General features: G+C 71.2%; 15 protein-coding genes. 7 read left to right on the top strand and 8 right to left on the bottom strand.

Annotated features, from left to right (window positions below; genetic code table 11):
• The first annotated feature begins 17 nt into the window (after positions 1 to 17).
• Together CP983_RS28330 and CP983_RS28325 are read left to right on the top strand one after the other, a co-directional pair.
• Positions 18 to 1,079 (top strand): glycerophosphodiester phosphodiesterase family protein, encoded by a 1,062-nt coding sequence (locus CP983_RS28330; protein WP_150502618.1) that lies wholly within the window; start codon positions 18 to 20, stop codon positions 1,077 to 1,079.
• The gene (locus tag CP983_RS28325; protein ID WP_107906507.1) at positions 1,079 to 1,312 is read left to right on the top strand and encodes a hypothetical protein; all 234 of its coding nucleotides are present in this window, start codon (positions 1,079 to 1,081) and stop codon (positions 1,310 to 1,312) included. Before CP983_RS28330 ends, CP983_RS28325 begins: the two co-directional genes overlap by 1 nt.
• A 3-nt stretch (positions 1,313 to 1,315) precedes the next feature.
• Here CP983_RS28325 and CP983_RS28320 read toward each other — a convergent pair whose 3' ends face one another.
• A complete protein-coding gene (locus tag CP983_RS28320) occupies positions 1,316 to 1,954 on the bottom strand; it encodes a DsbA family protein (RefSeq protein WP_167537772.1) in 639 nt (212 codons plus the stop codon).
• A 147-nt stretch (positions 1,955 to 2,101) separates the two neighbouring features.
• Here CP983_RS28320 and pepN (CP983_RS28315) point away from each other — a divergent pair, with 147 nt between their 5' ends.
• A complete protein-coding gene (gene pepN / locus CP983_RS28315) occupies positions 2,102 to 4,687 on the top strand; it encodes an aminopeptidase N (RefSeq protein WP_150502614.1) in 2,586 nt (861 codons plus the stop codon).
• 208 nt (positions 4,688 to 4,895) lie between these two features.
• On the top strand, positions 4,896 to 5,936 hold the full coding sequence (locus tag CP983_RS28310; RefSeq protein WP_150502612.1) for a hypothetical protein: 1,041 nt from the start codon (positions 4,896 to 4,898) through the stop codon (positions 5,934 to 5,936).
• Positions 5,937 to 6,014: 78 nt separating this feature from the next.
• Here the strand turns inward: CP983_RS28310 and CP983_RS28305 are convergent, their stop codons facing one another.
• The 3 genes from CP983_RS28305 to CP983_RS28295 form a co-directional block, all read right to left on the bottom strand.
• A complete protein-coding gene (locus CP983_RS28305) occupies positions 6,015 to 7,202 on the bottom strand; it encodes a serine hydrolase domain-containing protein (RefSeq protein WP_189748663.1) in 1,188 nt (395 codons plus the stop codon).
• A gap of 100 nt (positions 7,203 to 7,302) precedes the next feature.
• The gene (locus CP983_RS28300; protein WP_150502610.1) at positions 7,303 to 9,093 is read right to left on the bottom strand and encodes a TIGR03767 family metallophosphoesterase; all 1,791 of its coding nucleotides are present in this window, start codon (positions 9,091 to 9,093) and stop codon (positions 7,303 to 7,305) included.
• 231 nt (positions 9,094 to 9,324) lie between these two features.
• Positions 9,325 to 9,783, bottom strand: a complete 459-nt coding sequence (locus CP983_RS28295; protein WP_125528523.1) for an NUDIX hydrolase — start codon at positions 9,781 to 9,783, stop codon at positions 9,325 to 9,327.
• A 225-nt stretch (positions 9,784 to 10,008) separates the two neighbouring features.
• Here CP983_RS28295 and CP983_RS28290 point away from each other — a divergent pair, with 225 nt between their 5' ends.
• The gene (locus tag CP983_RS28290) at positions 10,009 to 13,293 is read left to right on the top strand and encodes a S8 family serine peptidase (protein ID WP_150506930.1); all 3,285 of its coding nucleotides are present in this window, start codon (positions 10,009 to 10,011) and stop codon (positions 13,291 to 13,293) included.
• Positions 13,294 to 13,348: 55 nt separating this feature from the next.
• Here the strand turns inward: CP983_RS28290 and CP983_RS28285 are convergent, their stop codons facing one another.
• Positions 13,349 to 14,071: a hypothetical protein gene (locus CP983_RS28285; protein ID WP_107906500.1), complete on the bottom strand. Its 723-nt coding sequence runs from the start codon at positions 14,069 to 14,071 to the stop codon at positions 13,349 to 13,351.
• Between the two features lies 1 nt (position 14,072).
• On the bottom strand, positions 14,073 to 14,600 hold the full coding sequence (locus tag CP983_RS28280) for an RNA polymerase sigma factor (protein WP_125528525.1): 528 nt from the start codon (positions 14,598 to 14,600) through the stop codon (positions 14,073 to 14,075).
• Positions 14,601 to 14,909: 309 nt separating this feature from the next.
• Here CP983_RS28280 and CP983_RS28275 point away from each other — a divergent pair, with 309 nt between their 5' ends.
• Entirely contained in the window at positions 14,910 to 15,926 is a 1,017-nt protein-coding gene (locus tag CP983_RS28275) for an aspartate-semialdehyde dehydrogenase (RefSeq protein ID WP_030955963.1), read from the top strand.
• Between the two features lie 59 nt (positions 15,927 to 15,985).
• On the opposite strand, the gene CP983_RS28270 is transcribed toward CP983_RS28275, so the two are convergent.
• Complete coding sequence (locus CP983_RS28270; protein WP_150502608.1) at positions 15,986 to 16,462, bottom strand: DUF1203 domain-containing protein; 477 nt, start codon at positions 16,460 to 16,462, stop codon at positions 15,986 to 15,988.
• Positions 16,463 to 16,574: 112 nt separating this feature from the next.
• On the opposite strand from CP983_RS28270, the gene pepN (CP983_RS28265) reads away from it, so the two are divergent.
• Positions 16,575 to 19,148 (top strand): aminopeptidase N, encoded by a 2,574-nt coding sequence (gene pepN / locus CP983_RS28265; protein ID WP_125528520.1) that lies wholly within the window; start codon positions 16,575 to 16,577, stop codon positions 19,146 to 19,148.
• A gap of 84 nt (positions 19,149 to 19,232) precedes the next feature.
• On the opposite strand, the gene CP983_RS28260 is transcribed toward pepN (CP983_RS28265), so the two are convergent.
• A complete protein-coding gene (locus CP983_RS28260; protein ID WP_150502606.1) occupies positions 19,233 to 20,690 on the bottom strand; it encodes an FAD-dependent monooxygenase in 1,458 nt (485 codons plus the stop codon).
• Between the last annotated feature and the right edge of the window lie 137 nt (positions 20,691 to 20,827).

Below are 20,827 nucleotides of genomic sequence, written 5' to 3'. Positions count from 1 at the left end.
CGACGAAAGGGAGTCGCATGCACCCGAGACGTAGATCCCTGCTGCTCGCGGCCGCCGGCACCACGGCGACCGCCGCCGTACCCGCGACCGCCACCGCCGCACCCGGGTCCCGCCCCGGGCGGCGGCCGCTCGTCATCGGCCATCGCGGCGCGGCCGGCTGGCGTCCCGAGCACACGGCGGCCTCGTACACGTACGCCGTGCAGACCGGCGCCGACTGGATCGAGCCGGACCTGGTGCCGACGAAGGACCATGTGCTGGTGGTCCGGCACGAGAACGAGATCTCGGGGACCACCGACGTGTCGGAGCACCCGGAGTTCGCGGGGCGCCGGACGACGAAGACCGTGGACGGGCGGGCGGTGACGGGCTGGTTCACCGAGGACTTCACGCTGGCGGAGCTGAAGACACTGCGGGCGGTGGAGCGGCTGCCGCTCGTCCGCAACCGCAACACCGTGTTCGACGGCCGTGAGGAGGTCCTCACCTTCCAGGAGGTCGTCGACCTGGCGCGCCGGCTCTCGAAGACGTACGGCCGGACGGTCGCCGTGTTCCCGGAGACCAAGCACCCGACGTACTTCCGCTCGCTGGGCCTGCCGCTGGAGCCGGAGCTGGCGCGGCTGATCCGGCGCAACCGGCTGGGGCGGCGCGAGTGCGTGGTGCAGTCGTTCGAGCCGACGAGCCTGAAGCGGATCGCGGCCGAGCGGCTGGGGCTGGATCTGTGGCAGGCGCTGGGGACCACGGGCGGGCCCTACGACCTGGTCTCGTCCGGTGATCCGACGACGTACAAGGACATGATGACCCCGGCGGGGCTGGCGCGGATCTCGGCGTACGCCGGGTGGATCGGCCCGGACAAGTCCTCGCTCGCCGGCACGTCCCTGCTCGCGGACGCGCACGCGGCGGGGCTGCGGGTGGGGCCGTACACCTTCCGCGCGGAGAACCAGTTCCTGCCGGCGGACCTGCGGCGGGGAACCGGACCGAACGATTTCGGGGACGCGTTCGCGGAGTACGCGCTGTACTACGGGCTGGGGGTCGACGCCGTGGTGACCGACTTCCCCGATCTGGCGGTGATGGCGAGGAGGGGTTGATGAGGACCCGCACACTGGACTGCCCGACCTGCGGCACCATGCAGATCTTCCGGATCCTCGACAAGGAGGAGAGGGCGGCGGTACGGGAGGAGGAGGGGCCGGGCTTCTTCGTGGACAACCTGTGGCGGTGCACGGGCACGGGCTGTCTGACGTACTACCCGCAGTTCAACAAGGCCGGCTACGGCCGTCTCCCGAAGAAGTTCCTCGCGGAGGAGGCCGCAGCCGGCGAGTGAGCCCTACAGGTTGCTGAAGTCCGGGCCCTTGGTGCGGGTGCGCTTGATCTCGTAGAAGCCCGGCACGGACGCCACGGCGAGGGTGCCGTCCCAGAGCTTGGCGGCTTCCTCGCCCTTGGGGGCGGGGGTGACGACGGGTCCGAAGAAGGCGATCTGCTCGCCGTCGTCGCCGGGGACGGCGATGACCGGCGTGCCGACCTCCTGGCCGACCTTGTCGATGCCCTCCTTGTGGGAGGCGCGCAGCTGCGGCTCGTAGGGGGTGCCGTCCCAGTGCTCCATGAGGGACTCGGGCAGGCCGGCCTCCTTCACGGCGGCGGCGACCGCCTCCTTGCCGGGGCCCTCGCCCTGGTTGTGGATGCGGGTGCCGAGCGCGGTGTAGAGGTCGCCGAGCACCTCGGCGCCGTGCTCCTCCTGCGCGGCGATGACGACCCGGACCGGGCCCCACGCCTTGGTCTCCAGCAGGTCGCGGTACTCCGCGGGAAGGTCGTCCAGCTTGTCCTCGTTGAGGACGGCGAGGCTCATCACGTGCCAGCGGACCTCGATGTCACGGACCTTCTCCACCTCCAGGACCCAGCGTGAGGTCATCCAGGCCCAGGGGCACAGCGGGTCGAACCAGAAGTCGACGGGGGTCTTGTCCGACATGTCTCTCCTCATGAGGCAAGCAGGTCTCAGCTGAACCTCTGGGGGAACACCGCTGCCCGCCCGGCCATTCCCCGGTGCCGCGGGTCAGGGGCACATGGCAGGATCGGGCTGTCCGCATACTGAACACGACCCCAGGGAGTGCCACCCGTGCCCGGTGAGAATCTGTCCCGCGACGAGGCCCGGGAGCGGGCCGCCCTGCTGTCCGTCGACGGGTACGACGTGTCCCTCGACGTCCGTTCCGCGCTCGGCGACGAGGGCTCCGAGAACGGCGGGCCGCGCACCTTCCGCTCGGTGACCACGATCCGCTTCCGCTGCAACGAGCCCGGCGCGACGAGCTTCGCGGACCTGATCGCGCCGAGCGTGACGGCCGTCTCCCTCAACGGCAAGGACCTCGGCCCGAGCGAGGTCTTCGACGGCTCGCGGATCGTCCTCGAGGACCTGGCCGCCGACAACGAACTCGTCGTCGACGCCCAGTGCGCCTACTCCCGCACGGGAGAGGGCCTGCACCGCTTCGTCGACCCCGAGGACGGCGAGGTCTACCTCTACACGCAGTACGAGCCCGCCGACTCCCGCCGGGTCTTCGCCAACTTCGAGCAGCCCGACCTCAAGGCGCCCTTCCGCTTCGAGGTGCGGGCGCCTCAGGCGTGGACGGTGTGGAGCAACGGCAGCGGTGAACTCGCGGACGGGACCTGGAGGTTCGCGGAGACGAAGCCGATCTCGACGTACATCACCTGTGTCGTGGCGGGCCCGTACCACTACGTCACGGACTCCTACGAGCGCACTCTCGCCGACGGCTCGACGCTGCGGATCCCGCTGGGCGCGATGTGCCGCAAGGGTCTCGCGCCGTACTTCGACGCCGACGACATCTTCCTGGTCACCAAGCAGGGCCTGGACTTCTTCCACGAGCACTTCGACTACCCGTACCCCTTCGGGAAGTACGACCAGGCGTTCGTGCCGGAGTACAACCTGGGCGCGATGGAGAACCCGGGGATGGTGACGTTCCGGGAGGAGTTCGTCTTCCGCGGCAAGGTGACGCAGGCGTCGTACGAGGGCCGGGCGAACGTCATCCTGCACGAGATGGCGCACATGTGGTTCGGCGACCTGGTCACGATGGTGTGGTGGGACGACCTGTGGCTGAAGGAGTCCTTCGCGGACTTCATGGGCACCTTCGCCAACGTCGGCGCGACGCGGTTCAAGAACGCCTGGATCACCTTCGCCAACCGCCGCAAGGCCTGGGCGTACCGGGCCGACCAGCTGCCGTCCACGCACCCGATCACGGCGGACATCCGCGACCTCCAGGACGCCAAGCTCAACTTCGACGGCATCACGTACGCCAAGGGCGCCTCGGTCCTTAAGCAGCTGGTGGCGTACGTCGGGCAGGACGCGTTCCTGGAGGGCGCGCGGCGCTACTTCAAGCGGCACGCGTACGGCAACACCCGGCTCGGGGACCTGCTGTCGGTGCTGGAGGAGACCAGCGGCCGGGACATGGGCGCGTGGGCGCGTTCCTGGCTGCAGACGGCGGGCGTGAACTCGCTGACCCCGCAGGTGCTGCTGGACGGCGAGGGCCGGGTGAGCGAGCTGGCGGTGGTGCAGGAGGCCGCCGAGTCGCACCCGGAGCTGCGCCCGCACCGGGTGGCCGTGGGTCTGTACCGGCGCACCGCGGACGGCGCGCTGGAGCGGTACGCCCGGGCCGAGACGGACGTGGACGGGCCGCGCTCGATCGTGACGGAGCTGGTGGGCGCCGAGGCGCCGGAGCTGGTGCTGGTCAACGACGACGACCTGACGTTCTGCAAGACCCGCTTCGACGACACCTCGCTCGCGACGCTGCGGGCCGCGCTCGGCGAGATGACGGACCCGCTGGCGCGTGCCCTGTGCTGGTCGGCGCTGTGGAACATGACACGGGACGCGCTGCTGCCGGCACGGGAGTTCATCGACCTGGTGCTGAGGTTCGCGCACCGGGAGTCCGACATCGGCGTCCTTCAGATGCTGCACGCGTGGGCGGACTCGGCGCTGACGCTCTACGCGGCGCCGGAGTGGCGCGCGGAGGGCACCCGGCTGCTGGCCGAGGGCGCCTCGGCGCAGCTGTACGCGGCCGAGCACGGCAGCGAGCACCAGCTGGCGTGGGCGCGGTTCTTCGCCCGGGTGACGGACGAGCCGGGCTTCGGGCTGCTGACGGGCCTGCTGGACGGTTCGGCGACGGTCGAGGGTCTCGCCGTGGACCAGGAGCTGCGCTGGGCGCTGCTGGACACGCTGGCCACGTACGGCGTCGTCGGCGAGAAGGAGCTGGCGGCGGAGCTGGCCCGCGACGACACGGCGTCGGGCAGGCGGCACCAGGTGCGCTGCCTGGCCGCGCGGCCGTCGGAGGCGGTGAAGGCGCAGGCGTGGGCGCAGGTCGTCGAGTCGGACGCGCTGTCCAACGCGCTGGTGGAGGCGACCATCGCGGGCTTCGTCCAGCCGTCCCAGCGGGAGCTGCTGGCGCCGTACGCCGAGAAGTACTTCGCGGTGATCGAGCGGGTGTGGGACGAGCGGTCCATCCAGATCGGCATGGATGTGGTCCGGGGTCTGTTCCCGGGGCTCCAGCAGTCACCGGCCACCCTGGAGGCGACGGACGCCTGGCTCACGGCGCACGAGGACGCGGCTCCGGCGCTGCGGCGGCTGGTGCTGGAGGCGCGGGACGATCTGGCACGGGCGCTGCGGGGGCAGGCGTGTGACGCGGCGGCGTCAACCGGCTGAGACCTTTGGCCAACGGTCATGGCCTGCGTGACCGTTACGGAATTCAGGCAATAGCAGCCGTAACCCCTGGTCCCACCCGATTGGACCAGGGGTTTTCGGTGCGTACTCGGCATCCGAACACCCGTCCTTTAGTGCCACGTTGTCCGTTTTTGTCGACGGCCCTGTAACAGCGGTTAGCGAGCCGATCAGGCACGGGAACCTCCGGGTCATGACCCACAACACCCCGCTGTCCCCCCGCCCCCTGCGTCACCTCTCCGAGATCCACCGCCGTGTCATGACGGCCGCCCAGCTGAAGTCGCACGGCGTCGGGACCGCCGAGATGAACGAGCAGTGCCGCCCCGGCGGCCCCTGGCAGCAGCTCCTCCCCGGCGTCGTGCTGCTCCACCCCGGCCCGCCCACCGGCGAGGAGCGGCTGCACGCGGCGCTGATGTACGCCTCGCGCGAGCGCACCCCGGGCGTGCCGGCCCAGCCGAACGCGGGCGAGGAGCACGCCGCCCCCGCCTACCCCGAGGTGATGATCACGGGCCTCGCGGCGCTGACCCTGCACGGCTTCTCCGCCGCGCCGCCGCTCACCGCCCTGGACACCGTCGACGTCCTGGTCCCCCGGATGCGCCGGCTGCGCTCCGCGGGCTGCACCCGCATCCTGCGCACCGCCGCGCTGCCCACGCCCCGGCAGGTCACCGGCATCCCGGTGGCGCCGGTCCCGCGCGCCCTGGCCGACGCCGTCGCCGAACTCACCGACGCGAGCGCCGTACGCCGGCTGCTGACCGAGGCCGTGCGCGGCGGGCACTGCGAACCGGCGTCGGTGGTGCGGGAGTTGAACCAGGCGAAGCTGCTCGGCCGCCCGCATGTGGTGGACGCGGTGGACTCCCTGCTCGCCGAGGGCCGCGCCATCGCCGAGGACCGGCTGTACGCGATGGTCCACGAGCACGGCCTGCCCGACCCGGTCTGGAACGTGGACCTGCGGCTGCCGGGCGGCCCCCACCTCGGCGGCCTGGACGCCTACTGGCCGGAGCAGGCGGTGGCGGTGGAACTGGACACCCGGGCGCCCCGCCAGGAGGAGGACGCCCTGTGGTCGGAGTACGCCCGCAAGCGCGAGACGTTGGAGCGCCTCGGCATCACGGTCGTCCACATCACCCCGAAGAAGCTCCGGGACGGCACGGAGCAGCAGGCCGCGGTGGTCCGTACGGCCCTGATGGCGGCGGCCGACCGTGATCCGGCCGCGTACGTCGTGGTGCTGCCGAGGTAGTGACGGACCGCGAAGGCAGCATCAGGAGGGGAGAGGAGGGGCCGCCGGGGCCTTGCGCCGGCGGCCCCTCCTCGTGTGTCAGGTGAGGTCCGGGCCGCGCGAGACGGTGCGCTCGGGCGCCTTGCCCGTGCCGCAGAACTCCGCCTCGATCACCGCCGCCGTGTCCCCCGACCAGTCGCCGTTGAGGTTGAAGGCGAGGGAGTGGCGGCCGTCCTTGGTGGTGACCGCCTCCGAGACGGAGCCGTGGATGCCGCCGCCGTGGCCCCAGACGGTGACCCCGCAGGACAGTTCGGACTTCATCAGGCCGAGGCCGTAGCCGTTGCGCTCGTCGACGGCGACGGTCCTGGTCATCTCGGCCAGCTGCTTGCGGGGCAGGAGCTTGCCGCGCAGCAGGGCCGCGTAGAAGCGGCCGAGGTCGGTGGAGTCGGAGATCATCTCGCCGGCCGAGTAGGCGATCGACGGGTTGATCCGTGTGACGTCGTACGTCGGGCCCGTCGCCGTCTCGGCCAGCTTGGAGTAGGCCCGGCTGCTGGGGCCCGGCACGCTCACGCGCGTGCCCGGCACGGAGGTGCCGGTCAGGTGCAGGGGCTTGATGATGCGGTCGCGGACCTCGGCGCCGTAGGGGCGTCCGGTCGCCTTCTCGATCACCATGCCGGCAAGAACGTAGTTGGTGTTGGAGTAGTTCCACGACGTGCCCGGCGCGAAGTCCGGCGCGTGGGTCATGGCGAGGGCGACGAGTTCCGCGGGCTTCTTGGTGTCGTAGCGGTGCTCGAAGAAGCCGTCCTTCAGGAAGTAGGTGCGGCCGAAGCCCTCGTCGGCGGTGTAGTTGAAGATGCCGCTGGTGTGGTTCAGGAGCTGACGCAGGGTGACCTCACGGCCGTCGTGGCCGTTGCCGCGCACCAGGCCCGGCAGCCACTTGTCCACGCTGTCGTCCAGCGACAGCCGGCCCTCGGACTCCAGCTGGAGCAGCACGGTGGCGACGAAGGTCTTGGTGATGCTGCCCACCCGGTAGCGGTCGTCGGCCGAACGCGGCGCCCCCGTCGCGAGGTTGCCGACGCCCGCCGTCGCCGACCAGGTGCCGTGACCGTCCCTCGCCGTCACCGTCACGCCGGGGACGCCCGCCCCGACCGCGGCCTCTGCGGCCTTCCGGGTCGCCTCGTGGCCGGAGCCGGCGGGCACCGCCGCCAGCGCGGGGGCCACGAGGGCCGCCGACAGCGCCACCGCCGTCGCCGCCACGAGAACCGCGCGGGTCGTACGTACGCTCATGTCTCTCCCCCTGTCCGCACGCTCACGTCGAGCGTGGTCGCGGGGGGAGACCTGGCCTCGCCTGCGAAGGTTGAGGCGGGGTGGGGCAGTTGAGCGCGATTCAGCCCTTCTTGAGGACCAGCTCGGTGTTGCGGTCCTTGCGGTCGCCGCCCAGCTTGGCGCTCGCGCCGGGGGCGTTGAGGGACAGCTCCCGGTAGAGGGCGGCCAGGCCCGTCTGGGAGAGGTCGGTGAAGCTGGTGCGGTGCGGGGCCGAGGACTCGATCAGCGTGGTGAACAGGGAGATCGTGCCGTCGTTGTTGTCCACCACCTCGATGATCCGGGCGAGCTGGGGGAAGTCGACGTGGGAGGCGGTGGAGATCTCCCAGAACGCGTGGCCGCCGGTGCCGGAGTGCGGGGTGATGACGTTCTTGTGGATGTGGCCGTTCACCCAGGCCAGCACGTTACGGTGCTTGCCGAGCAGCTGGAGCAGCTCGGCCCCGCCCACCCGCCGCTCGCCCGGGCGGGCCGGGTCGCGGCGCAGGTTGTCCATCGTCCCGCTGGTGTGATGGCTGAAGATGATCGCGTACGAGTCCTTGTTCTCCCGCAGCGTCCGGTCCAGCCACCTGAACTGGGCCGTCCCGATGGACCCTTCGTAGTGGCCGCCCGGGTCGGTGGTGTCGAGGCTGATGCCGATGACGTCGTCGGCGATGCGGAAGCTGTAGTACTGGGTGCCCGCGTCCAGGTTGGCCGTCGAGTAGCCGTGGCCGACCGGGCCGTGGCCGCGGTGGGCCGGGTTCAGGTGGGCGCGGAGGTAGTCCTTGGGCGTGAACGGGGCGCGGTTCTCGTCGGGCGTGACCGAGCGCATGGAGCGGGCGTGGGCCTTGAGGAAGTCCTTGAAGACGGTGCCCCTCGGGTCCTTGTCCTGCTTGAGGGAGTCCTGGAGCTTCTTGGCGTCCGCGGCGGAGACGTTCATCAGCTTCTTGCCGCCGACGGCGAGGTCGGTGAGGTAGGAGTCGCTGTGCGAGGCGTAGGTGCCCAGCGGCATCGCGTCGTGGTTGCCGACGGTCGAGTACCACGGGATGTTCAGGCCGGGGCTGCGCATCTCGCGGATCGCGGCGGCGAGGTAGCCGTCGATGTGCGGGAAGCCGAGCTGCTTGTCGGCGTCGCGCACGGAGTCGTCGGCCTGCCAGTACAGCTTCAGGCCGCTGTTCTGGACGCCCTCGTACTGCCGCGGGTCGCCCGTGTTGGGGGTGACGCGGCCGCCGCTCATCACCGTCAGGAACCAGTCCAGCTCGGACTTGCAGTTGTTGTCCGTGTTGTCGCCGGTGGTCATGGCGAAGTGGAGCGGGGCGCCGGTGACGGGGGCGCCCCGCAGCGCGTTGATCCGCTCGACGAGCGCGACGGCACCGGGCACGGTCAGCGCCTCCTGCGGGCGCCAGGCGTGCACGTCGGTGGAGCGCAGGTACTCCAGGCGCAGCGGGTGCTGGGCGTCGATCAGGTGCAGGTCGGTGAGCTGCACGAAGGAGGCGAGCGCCGTACGGCGGCTCTCGCGGCCGGACTTGGCGGCGGCCAGGTTCTCGCGGACGACCCGCTTCCAGCCGGGGCCGTCGGCGAGCCGGCGGTAGCCGCCGCTGCCCTGCGGTGTGGCGACACTCGCGACGGTCGTGCCGCGGGTGTACGGCGCGAGGGCGACCGGCACCCTGCGGGAGGCACCTACGGGCGCCTCGGCGGCGGCGTTGTCCGCTGCCGCCTCCGGCGCGCTCGCGGCGCCGTGGGTGGTGGCGGCCTCACTGTCCGTGGGCCGCAGGGCGTAGCCGACGCCCGCGGAGAGGGTCACCGCACCGGTGGCGGCGAGCAGGGTACGGCGGTGGACCCCCAGCGCGGAGCTGGCGACAGAGCGTATGCGCGACATGGCGCGGTCTCCCCGAGTGCGAACGCGTCGGCAGTGGTCGCGGGGCGGTCGCGGATGCGAACATCCCGCTCACTGTGGATGGTTGGCACCGGGAATGACCTGCGCATGAACATGACTGCAACGCGCAGCGCCGATCACCGTACGTGGATCTTGGACTACCTTCCGCGTCCACGGCCGCTCCTCGAACGGCCGGGACGCGGTCACTCCCTGTTCATCTTCCGGGGTATCGGACTACTTCCGGACGGCTCCGATCCGTCCCGCCGCGGGCCGCTCGCGCCACATCGCCAGGCCCTTGCCGACCATGGAGACACAGGTCAGCTCCGACACCGCGGCCACCGGGTGCCAGGCCGCCATGTCGGTGGATCCGTCGGCCTCGAAGCGCAGTTCGCCGCCGGTGATCCGGGCCTCGTAGACGAGCCGTACGCCGTGGTGGTCGACGCCCCGGCCGAAGCGGGCCGGGAGCACGCGCCGGGAGGAGTCGATGCCGAGCAGGGCGGTCGGCTCGGCGAGGTAGCCGGTCTCCTCCTCCACCTCCCGCACGACGGTGTCGTAGGGATCCTCCCCGTGTTCCATGCCGCCGCCGGGCAGCACCCATTCGAAGCCGCCGCCGGGCGCGGGGGAACGCGCGAGGAGGAGCTGTCCGTCACGAACGCATAGGGCGTAGGCCGCCACCCTCAACTTCTTCCGCACGTGGGGACGTTAGTCGGCCGGGGCCGATTCGGCAGGTGAATATCCGGCACTACGGGCTACTCACCCCTTTTGCACTTCCTGTCCGATATGCATCGGGGGTTTTCCCCACCCGTTCATTTCGATTGGGTCAACTCTTCCCAAACATCCTTCCCTTGCATAAGGCTGTGCGGTCGTCCGGGATCACATTCCGGACGCCCGTTGCTCCTTTACCAACAAGGGATGCCGATGACCCTCACCCCGCAGCGCGAACCGAAGCCGGGCCCGAGACGCGCCGCTCGCATAGCCGTGGCAGCCGGTCTCGTCGCCGCGCTCTCCGCGGCCGGGCCGATACCCATGGCCATGGCCGTGGACCCCGCGCCCGCCGCGGCGGACCCGAGCGTCAAGTCCGCCCATGACAAGCTCGGTTCGGACGACGCCGACCTGCTCGCCGAGGCCAAGGCCGGCGACGCCAAGAACGTCACGATGATGATCGCGACGGCGCCCGGGCAGACCGAGCAGGTCGCCGAGGAGCTGGACGAGGTCGGCTCCGTGGGCCGCACCTACGACAAGCTCGGCTACGTCCGGGCCACCGTCCCCACCGGCAAGGCCGACAAGGCCATCGCCGCCGCGGCGAAGCTCTCCTCGGTGCACGGCATCGACCTGCGCGAGGAGATACCCTTGGACGACCCCGCCGTCGACACGAAGAAGTCGACGGCCTCCGCGACCACGTATCCGGCACCCGGCAAGCAGACCCCGGCCGAGAACCCGTACAACCCGTCCTTCGAGACGGGCGCCGTCGACTTCGTGAAGAAGAACCCGAGGGCGGACGGCCGCGGCATCACCATCGGCATCCTCGACTCCGGCATCGACCTCGCCCACCCCGCGCTGCAGAAGACCACCACGGGTGAGCGGAAGATCGTCGACTGGGTCACCGCCACCGATCCGCTGGTCGACAACGACCGCACCTGGCGCCCGATGGTGACCTCGGTCTCCGGGCCCAGCTTCACCTACGGCGGCAAGACCTGGACCGCGCCCGCCGGCTCCTACCAGGTGAGCACCTTCCTGGAGTCGTACACCACGGGGGGCGACGCGGCGGGCGACGCCAACCGCGACGGCGACAAGACCGACTCCTGGGGCGTCCTGTACGACGCCGCGAACGGCACCGTCCGGGTCGACCTCAACAACAACTTCGACTTCGGTGACGACACCCCGATGAAGCCGTACAAGGACGGCTACCAGATCGGGTACTTCGGCACCGACGACCCGGCCACCGACGTCGCCGAGCGGCAGCCGTTCGTCGTGCAGATCCGCAAGGACGTGCCGATGGACCCGCTGGGCGGGGACTGGGTCGGCCAGAAGCGCGACTTCGTCAACATCGGCGTCATCGAGTCCGAGCACGGCACCCACGTCGCCGGCATCACCGCCGCGAACGGCCTGTTCGGCGGGAAGATGAACGGCGCGGCCCCGGGCGCGAAGCTCGTCGCCTCCCGCGCCTGCACCTGGACCGGCGGCTGCACCAACGTCGCGCTCACCGAGGGCATGATCGACCTCGTCGTCAACCGTGGCGTCGACATCGTCAACATGTCCATCGGCGGTCTCCCGGCGCTGAACGACGGCAACAACGCCCGCGCGGAGCTGTACACGCGCCTCATCGACACCTACGGCGTGCAGCTGGTGATCTCCGCCGGCAACTCCGGCCCCGGCGCCAACACCATCGGCGACCCCGGCCTCGCGAGCAAGGTCATCTCGGTCGGCGCGACCATCTCCAAGGAGACATGGGCCGCCAACTACGGCTCCGCCGTGGAGAAGAAGTACGCGATGATGCCGTTCTCCTCGCGCGGTCCGCGTGAGGACGGCGGCTTCACCCCGACTCTGTCCGCGCCGGGCGCCTCGATCAACACCACCCAGACCTGGCTGCCGGGCGGCCCGGTCGCCGAGGCGGGCTACTCCCTGCCGGCCGGCTACTCGATGCTCCAGGGCACCTCGATGGCGTCCCCGCAGGCGGCGGGCGCCTCCGCGCTGCTGCTGAGCGCCGCCAAGGCCAGGCACATCGACCTCACCCCGGCGAAGCTGCGCACCGCGCTGACCTCGACCGCCGACCACATCAAGGGTGTGCAGGCGTACGAGGAGGGTGCCGGCCTCATCGACATCGAGGACGCCTGGGACTCCATCCGTGACGGCGCCACCGCCCACGAGTACACGGTGAAGGCCCCGGTCGACACCGCGATCGACCAGTTCCTGAAGACGCCGGGCTTCGGCACGGGCGTCTACGACCGCGAGGGCGGCCTGAAGGCCGGGCAGAAGAAGACGTACGACGTGACGATCACCCGTACGTCCGGCGCGGACAAGGCGATCCGGCACGAGCTGAACCTGGAGAACAACGCCGGTGACACCTTCCGCATCGTCGGCTCCGACGAGATCAGCCTCGGCCTGAACAAGCCGGTCACCGTCAAGGTCGCCGCGAAGCCGGGCTCGGCGGGCATCAAGAGCGCGATCCTGGAGGTCGACGACCCGCGCACCGAGGGCGTCGACAAGCAGATCCTCAACACGGTCGTGGTCTCGCAGCCGCTGAAGTACAGCTACTCGGCGTCCGGTTCGGTGCAGCGCAACAGCACCAAGTCGTACTTCGTGACCGTCCCCGAGGGCGCGAAGTCGCTGGAGGTCGCGATCGGCGGGCTGAAGGGCAAGAGCCAGACCCGGTTCATCGCCATCCACCCCTACGGCGTCCCGTCCGACAACACCGGCACCCCGTACTGCTACAACAACTACCTCGACGGCAACGGCTGCAAGCCGGACGTGCGTGCCTACGCCGACCCGCAGCCGGGCGTCTGGGAGATCGAGGTCGAGTCGCGCCGTACGTCGCCGCTGCTCGACAACCCCTACAAGCTGGACGTCACCGTCCTCGGCGCGGCCTTCGACCCGGAGACCGTGACCGTGCCCGAGGCCAAGGTCGGCACGCCGGCCGCCGCCTCCTGGAAGGTGACCAACAACTACGCGGCCCTCGACGGCAAGGCGGCCGGCGGCCCGCTCGGCTCGTCGAAGACGGCGCGCCCGGACATCACCGAGGGCGTCACGCAGACCACCACGGTCGACGTGCCCGCGGGCGCCACGTCGCTGGACGTCTCCATCGGCAACGTCTCCGACGCGGCCGCCGACCTCGACCTGGTCGTCTACGACGCGGCCGGCACCGAGGTCGGCAGCTCCGCCGACGGTGACTCGGAGGAGTCGGTGTCGGTCGCGAACCCGGCGGCCGGCAAGTACAGCGTCGAGGTCGTCGGCTACTCGGTCCCGAGCGGCTCGACGGCGTACGACTACCTGGACGTGTTCTTCTCCGCCGCGCTCGGCACCGTCACGGTGTCCGACGCGCCGGTGAAGCTCGGCACGGGCCAGTCGGCGACCCTCACCGGCAGCGTCACCGCGCAGGCGGCCGCTCCGGAGGGCCGTGAGTTCTTCGGCCAGGTCCAGCTGCTGAACGCGCGCGGCACCGTCGCGGGCATCGGCAACGTGAAGATCGAGAAGGTCACTCCGTAGTCCGGAGTACGGCCATCGGGGGCGGGCGTCCGTTGGGGCGCCCGCCCCTTGCCGTTCAGCAGCCGAGCTCCCGCGCCTCGGGCAGCGAGGCGGTGATCCAGGCCCGCTCGGGGGCGATGTCCCCCTCGCCGACGGCCCAGAAGTCGGGCTCGCGGGCGCCCTTCCTGATGCCGATGAGCACGGGGTCGCCCTTGCGGAGACCCGGCACGAGGCTCTCGTCGACGGTGAACGCCAGCTCCGGGGCGCCCTTGTCCGGCTTGTAGTAGCGGGTCATGTCGAGGGTGACGCGCAGCGACGCCGTCCCGGGAACCCGCTCGACGGAGGTGGCGCGGCCCTCGGCCACCAGTCGCGAGCAGGCGAGGTAGAGCGGGCTGCCGAACTCGGTGCCGATGGACTCCTGCGAGGGGGCGGCCTTGTCCGCGCTGCTCGCCCCCGCGTCGGAACTCACCCCGGATCCGGCCTGGGTCAGCAGCCAGCCCATGCCCACCAGCACCGACCCGGCGGCGGCCACGGCGAGCGAGCCGAGGGCGACGGTGAAGGTCCGGCGCCGGGCGCGGACGGGCCGTCGTACGGGAGCCGGCTCGGGCGCCGGTGGCGCCGGCTCGGCGAGCGCGTGCCCGATGATGCCGAGCTGCTCGCGCAGCAGCGCCAGGTCGGCCGCGGCGGAGTCGTGCTCGGCCATGAAGGCGGCGTCCGCCCTGGCCTCGTCGGACAGCGGTTCACCGGTGATCGCGGCCATCAGCGCGTCGGCGCCGCGGCCCTGGTTCTCGGCGGTCATGTCACACCACCTCGTCCTCGTGCAGGCGGGCGCGCAGGGCCCGTACCGCCGTGTGCAGCCTGCTCTTGACCGTGCCCTCGGGGATGCCGAGCTCCGCGGCTATGTCGCGCACCGGGAGATCGCCGTAGAAGCGCAGCACGAGGACCTGACGCTGGGCGTCGGGCAGCTCGTCCAGGCCCCGGGCCACGGCGAGGGAGAGCAGGCTGGAGTCCTCGCCGGAGGGGTGCTCCGTCTGGCGCAGGGAGGCCAGCCGTTCGCCGAGGCGTTCCTGGCGCTTCTTGGCCCGGTGCCAGTCCATGGCGAGGTTGGAGGCGACGACCGCCGCCCACGCCGACACGTCCCGCGGCGCCTCGCGTCCGCTCGCGGCCCGTTCGAGCAACCGCAGCCGGACCTGCTGTACCCCGTCCGGCAGGTCCGTCTGCGGCACCCCGCCGAGCGCGAGCACCGCCCGCACCCGACGCTCCTGGGCCGCGTCCAGGGGATCGGTGTGATCGTCCTCCTGGGCACGGCGGGCCTTTCTGCGCAGCACAAGCCACCCCCTCACCGCGTTTCCTCTACGACGCCGCGGCGCCCGGAAACGTTCGGCCGGGTCGCCGGAAGTTTTCCGCGAGGTGTACGTCACACCGCCGCGCGAGGGCAGCACAGCTTGCGGCGCGAGCACCCCGTGGGGCGAATTTATGCAGCTCAGCATGGGTGCGCACGGGAGTTCCGGAACCGTCCGGCCGGTCGGGGTGTCCTTGTCCGGGGGTATGAAGCGCAAAGAATTGGACAGGCGGACCCGGGTCGGCCGCATGATGGAAAGGCCGCAGACATGCAAGAACGCCCAGAAGGAGTCACCGTGAGGGTCGGAATCGTCGGAGCCACCGGTCAGGTCGGCACGGTCATGCGCAGGATCCTCAAGGAGCGCGACTTCCCGGTCACCGAGCTGCGGCTGTTCGCCTCGGCCCGCTCGGCGGGCTCGGTCCTGGACGGCGTGACGGTGGAGGACGCGGCCACCGCCGACTACTCCGGCCTCGACATCGTGCTGTTCTCCGCGGGCGGCTCCACGTCGAAGGCGCTGGCGGAGAAGGTCGCCTCGCAGGGCGCCGTGGTGATCGACAACTCCTCCGCGTGGCGCCGCGACCCCGAGGTCCCGCTGGTCGTCTCCGAGGTGAACCCGCACGCGATCGCCGACCGTCCCAAGGGCATCATCGCCAACCCGAACTGCACCACGATGGCCGCGATGCCGGTGCTGAAGCCGCTGCACGCCGAGGCCGGCCTCGAAGCGCTCGTGGTCGCCACCTACCAGGCCGTCTCCGGCTCCGGCCTGGCCGGTGTGGACGAGCTGTTCGAGCAGGTCAAGAAGGTCGGCGACGACGCGCCGAAGCTGACCCACGACGGCTCGGCGGCGGAGTTCCCCGCCCCGAACAAGTACGTGGCGCCGATCGCGTACAACGTCCTGCCGCTGGCCGGTTCCATCGTCGACGACGGCCTGAACGAGACCGACGAGGAGCAGAAGCTCCGCCACGAGTCCCGCAAGATCCTGGAGATCCCCGGTCTGAAGGTCTCCGGCACCTGCGTCCGGGTCCCGGTCTTCTCCGGCCACTCCCTCCAGGTCAACGCCCGCTTCGCCCGCCCGATCAGCGCGGAGCGCGCCAAGGAGCTGCTGGCCGGCGCCCCCGGCGTGGCCCTCAGCGACGTCCCCACCCCGCTCCAGGCGGCCGGCCAGGACCCGTCCTACGTGGGCCGTATCCGCGCCGACGAGACGGTCGAGCACGGCATCGCGCTGTTCGTCTCCAACGACAACCTCCGCAAGGGCGCCGCGCTGAACGCGGTGCAGATCGCGGAGCTGGTGGCGGCCGAGCTGAAGGGCTGACGCCCACCCGTACCCGGCGCAGGGGCGCCCACCCTCACCGGTGGGCGCCCCTGGCGCGTTCAGCGGGGCCGGCGCACCTCGTACAGGAAGCACCCGTACTCCACGGCCCTGACGTGCAGCAGCGCCACCTCGGGGTCGGCGAACGCCGCCGTGAACGCGTCCTCGAAGGCCCCCGACTCCACGAGCCGGCCGCCGAGGATGCGGCCGTCGGCCGAGTAGCGGCGCACCGTGCGGTGGGCGTTCGCGAAGGGCAGGCCGTGCCCGTCGGGTCCCCCGCATTCCTCGGCGTGGATGAACACCGGGCCCTGCTCGTCGTACGCCTCGGGATCGACGCCCGTACCGGCCGCCCAGCGGCGCAGGGGAGCGTACGAGACGAGGGCGATGCGCTCGCCGGGGGCGCTGCGGCGAAGACAGCAGCGCAGGGGCGCGCCGCCTTCCTCGTCGGTCACGGGACGCATGCGGCGGCCCGCGTCGTCGGCGGTGCGCAGCTCCTTGAGGGCGGCCGGATCGATGGGGTGTGCACGGCGGATCGTCATGCCCCCAGCCTCACGCGCGAGGGCCGAGCTCACCGGCGGTCAACGGACATCGCGTTCCGGTCACGTCCCGTGGAAGGATGACGCAACCGACACATATCGAGGAGATGACCGCGTGCCTGGCACAAACCTGACTCGCGAAGAGGCGCAGCAGCGGGCGAAGCTGCTCACCGTTGACTCGTACGAGATCGATCTCGACCTCTCCGGCGCGCAGGAGGGCGGCACCTACCGGTCCGTGACCACGGTGCGCTTCGACGTCGCTGAGAGCGGCGCCGACTCCTTCATCGACCTCGTGGCTCCGACCGTCCACGAGGTGACCCTCAACGGCGACGCGCTGGACGCCGCCGAGGTCTTCGCCGACTCCCGGATCGCCCTGCCCGGCCTGCTCCAGGGCCGCAACGTCCTGCGGGTGGTCGCCGACTGCGCGTACACCAACACCGGTGAGGGCCTGCACCGCTTCGTCGACCCCGTCGACCAGCAGGCGTACCTGTACACCCAGTTCGAGGTGCCCGACGCCCGGCGCGTCTTCGCCTCGTTCGAACAGCCCGACCTGAAGGCCACCTTCCAGTTCACCGTGCAGGCGCCGGAGGGCTGGACGGTCATCTCCAACTCGCCCACCCCGGAGCCCAAGGACAACGTCTGGTCCTTCGAGCCGACGCCGCGCATCTCGACGTACATCACCGCGCTCATCGTCGGCCCGTACCACTCCGTGCACAGCGTGTACGAGAAGGACGGCCAGAGCGTGCCGCTGGGCATCTACTGCCGTCCGTCGCTGGCCGAGTTCCTGGACTCGGACGCGATCTTCGAGGTGACCCGGCAGGGCTTCGAGTGGTTCCAGGAGAAGTTCGACTACGCGTACCCGTTCAAGAAGTACGACCAGCTGTTCGTGCCGGAGTTCAACGCGGGCGCGATGGAGAACGCGGGCGCGGTGACCATCCGCGACCAGTACGTGTTCCGCTCGAAGGTGACGGACGCGGCGTACCTGGGCCGCGCGGAGACCATCCTGCACGAGCTGGCCCACATGTGGTTCGGCGACCTGGTCACCATGGAGTGGTGGAACGACCTGTGGCTGAACGAGTCGTTCGCCACGTACACCTCCATCGCCTGCCAGGCGCACGCTCCGGGGACGCGCTGGCCGCAGGCGTGGACGACGTTCGCGAACCAGATGAAGACGTGGGCGTACCGGCAGGACCAGCTGCCCTCGACGCACCCGATCATGGCGGAGATCCGCGACCTGGACGACGTGCTCGTCAACTTCGACGGCATCACGTACGCCAAGGGCGCCTCCGTGCTCAAGCAGCTCGTGGCGTACGTCGGCCAGGACGAGTTCTTCAAGGGCGTGCAGGCGTACTTCAAGCGGCACGCGTTCGGCAACACGCGCCTGACCGACCTGCTGGGCGCCCTGGAGGAGACCTCCGGCCGTGACCTGAAGACCTGGTCGAAGCAGTGGCTGCAGACCGCGGGCATCAACATCCTGCGGCCCGAGATCGCCACGGACGCCGACGGTGTGATCACGTCCTTCGCGATCCGCCAGGAGGCCCCGGCCCTGCCGGCGGGCGCCCAGGGCGAGCCGACGCTGCGCCCGCACCGCATCGCGGTGGGCCTGTACAACCTGGACGAGACCTCCGGGAAGCTGCTGCGCGACGAGCGCATCGAGCTGGACGTCGACGGTGAACTGACCCCCGTGCAGCAGCTCGTGGGCACCCGCCGCCCGGACGTCATCCTGCTCAACGACGACGACCTGTCGTACGCGAAGGTCCGTCTGGACGAGCAGTCCCTCGCCGTCGTCACCGAGCACCTGGGCGACTTCGAGGCGTCGCTGCCGCGGGCCCTGTGCTGGGCGTCGTCGTGGGACATGACGCGGGACGCCGAGCTCGCCACCCGCGACTACCTCTCGCTGGTCCTGTCGGGCATCGGCAAGGAGTCCGACATCGGTGTCGTGCAGTCGCTCCAGCGGCAGGTGAAGCTGGCGATCGAGCTGTACGCCGCTCCCGCCACCCGGGAGGCCCTGCTGACCCGCTGGACGGACGCCACGCTGGCGCACCTGCGGGCGGCGGAGCCTGGCAGCGACCACCAGCTGGCGTGGGCGCGCGCGTTCGCCGCGGCGGCCCGGACGCCGGAGCAGCTGGACCTGCTGGACGCGCTCCTGGACGGCTCCCAGACGATCGAGGGCCTGGCCGTCGACACGGAGCTGCGCTGGGCGTTCGTGCAGCGTCTCGCGGCGGTGGGCCGCTTCGACGAGACGGAGATCGCCGGCGAGTACGAGCGGGACAGGACCGCCGCCGGTGAGCGGCACGCCGCCACCGCCCGTGCCGGCCGCCCGACCGCCGAGGCGAAGGCCGAGGCGTGGGCGTCGGTCGTCGAGTCCGACAAGCTCCCGAACGCCGTGCAGGAAGCGGTGATCGGCGGCTTCGTGCAGACCGACCAGCGTGAACTGCTCGCCGCCTACACCGACAAGTACTTCGAGGTGGTCAAGGGCGTGTGGGACTCCCGCTCCCACGAGATCGCCCAGCAGATCGCCGTCGGCCTGTACCCGGCGCTGCAGATCTCCGAGGAGACCCTGCGCAAGACGGACGAGTGGCTGTCGGCGGCACAGCCGAACGCGGCCCTGCGCCGTCTGGTCTCGGAGTCCCGCGCGGGCGTCGAGCGCGCGCTGCGGGCACAGGAGGCGGACGCGGCCGCGGAGTGACGGCTCGTCACTGAGGCCGACACGTCGGCGAGGGGCGTCCGGTGCCACGGCACCGGGCGCCCCTCGCGCGTACGCGACCCCACGTCAGGCGAACCGGAAGGTGAGGCCCTTCTCGATCGCCGCGGCGTCCGCGTCCTCGGCCGCCCAGGCCACGTATCCGTCGGGCCGCACCAGCACGGTCGTACGGCTCCCGCCCGCCCAGCGCTCGACGGCCGGCAGGTCCTCGCGGCCGGCCCGGATCCCGTACGGCTCCGGCAGCGCCCGCGGAGCGATCAGCACGAACCGTCCGCCGCGCAGCGCCTCGTACAGCCGCCCGCTCTCCAGCGCCACGTCCGGGACGCGGGTGCCGACCAGGCGGTGGGCGCCGCGCGGGGCGGGGTACCGGTAGCCGATGCCCGAGATCTGGGCGAGGGCCTTCGTCCGGACGGGCCGGGCGATGTTGGCGACGGCGGAGACGAGGGCGCGTACGGCGCGCACCGCCGGCTGGTGCGCCCGGGCGAGGCGGACCAGCCCGCCACTGCTGCGCAGCACCGCCTTGCCGACGGGGTGCCGTTCGGCCTCGTAGGTGTCCAGGAAGCCGTCGGACGCCCGGCCCTGGACGACCGCGGCGAGCTTCCAGCCGAGGTTGGCCGCGTCCTGGAGGCCGGTGTTCATGCCCTGGCCGCCGGCCGGTGAGTGGATGTGCGCGGCGTCGCCGGCGAGCAGGACCCGGCCGACCCGGTACCGCGGCACCTGGCGCTCGTCGCTGTGGAACCGGGACAGCCAGCGGGCGTCGTGCATGCCGTAGTCGGTGCCCAGGGCCCGCCGGGCGATCTCCTTGACCTCGTCGAGGTCGAGCGGGGCGTCGTCGGGGACCTCGTGGTCGCGGTTCCAGCCCATGACGCGGTACCAGCCGTCGCCGAAGGAGGCGATCATCGCGAAGGCGTTGCCCGCGCCGTTGACGGTGAGCACGCTGTCGGGCCGCTCGGCGAGCCGGACGTCGGCGAGGATCAGCGACTTGATGACCGAGGTGCCGGGGAAGGGCAGGCCGAGCGCCTCGCGTACGGCACTGCGGTGGCCGTCGGTGCCGACGACGTAGGCCGCGCGGTGGGTGACGACTTTCCCATCAGCGCCGCGCACGTCGAGGTCGGCCCCGTCGGCGTCCTGCCGCAGCCCCACGACCTCGCTCTCGTACCGGAACTCCACGCCGAGTTCGCGCGCCCGCCGCTCCAGCAGCCGCTCGACCTCGTACTGCGGGGTGATGAGCAGGAACGGGAAGCGGGACGGCAGCGTGCCCAGGTCGAGGGAGAGCCGGCGGAAGAGACGGAGCCCGGTGATGGTGCTGCCGGTGGCGATCAGCTCGTCGGCGAGGTCGCGGGCGTCGAGCTGCTCCAGGGTGCGGGCGTGCACGCCGAAGGCCCGGGAGAGGTTGCTGATCTTGCGGGGGCGTCGCTCGACGAGGGTGACGGGGACTCCGGCGGCGGCCAGGTCACCGGCCAGGAGAAGGCCGGTGGGGCCGGAGCCGACGACGATCACGGGGTGCGGGGAGACGGTGCCGGTCATGGTGGCCTCCTGCCAACGATTGTTTGCCAACCATTGTTTGCCAACGGTTGTTGGTCAACGCTTGTTGGCAACATTAGGAGGGTCGATCGGAGCTGTCAACACTTGTTGGCCTACATCTGTTGACCTACGGTTGTGGG

Origin of the sequence: Streptomyces chartreusis (assembly GCF_008704715.1) — a bacterium.
Taxonomy (GTDB): Bacteria; Actinomycetota; Actinomycetes; order Streptomycetales; family Streptomycetaceae; genus Streptomyces; species Streptomyces chartreusis.
Note: the sequence above shows the minus strand (reverse complement) of the source record. Positions and strands in the feature narration are given on the sequence as shown.

Bases quoted from the DNA above. Each gene is read 5' to 3' on its own strand.
- CP983_RS28330 (WP_150502618.1), top strand. From the start codon at position 18: ATGCACCCGAGACGTAGATCCCTGCTGCTCGCGGCCGCCGGCACCACG.
- CP983_RS28325 (WP_107906507.1), top strand. From the start codon at position 1,079: ATGAGGACCCGCACACTGGACTGCCCGACCTGCGGCACCATGCAGATC.
- CP983_RS28320 (WP_167537772.1), bottom strand. From the start codon at position 1,954: ATGTCGGACAAGACCCCCGTCGACTTCTGGTTCGACCCGCTGTGCCCC.
- CP983_RS28310 (WP_150502612.1), top strand. From the start codon at position 4,896: ATGACCCACAACACCCCGCTGTCCCCCCGCCCCCTGCGTCACCTCTCC.
- CP983_RS28305 (WP_189748663.1), bottom strand. From the start codon at position 7,202: ATGAGCGTACGTACGACCCGCGCGGTTCTCGTGGCGGCGACGGCGGTG.
- CP983_RS28300 (WP_150502610.1), bottom strand. From the start codon at position 9,093: ATGTCGCGCATACGCTCTGTCGCCAGCTCCGCGCTGGGGGTCCACCGC.
- CP983_RS28290 (WP_150506930.1), top strand. From the start codon at position 10,009: ATGACCCTCACCCCGCAGCGCGAACCGAAGCCGGGCCCGAGACGCGCC.
- CP983_RS28285 (WP_107906500.1), bottom strand. From the start codon at position 14,071: ATGACCGCCGAGAACCAGGGCCGCGGCGCCGACGCGCTGATGGCCGCG.
- CP983_RS28270 (WP_150502608.1), bottom strand. From the start codon at position 16,462: ATGACGATCCGCCGTGCACACCCCATCGATCCGGCCGCCCTCAAGGAG.
- CP983_RS28260 (WP_150502606.1), bottom strand. From the start codon at position 20,690: ATGACCGGCACCGTCTCCCCGCACCCCGTGATCGTCGTCGGCTCCGGC.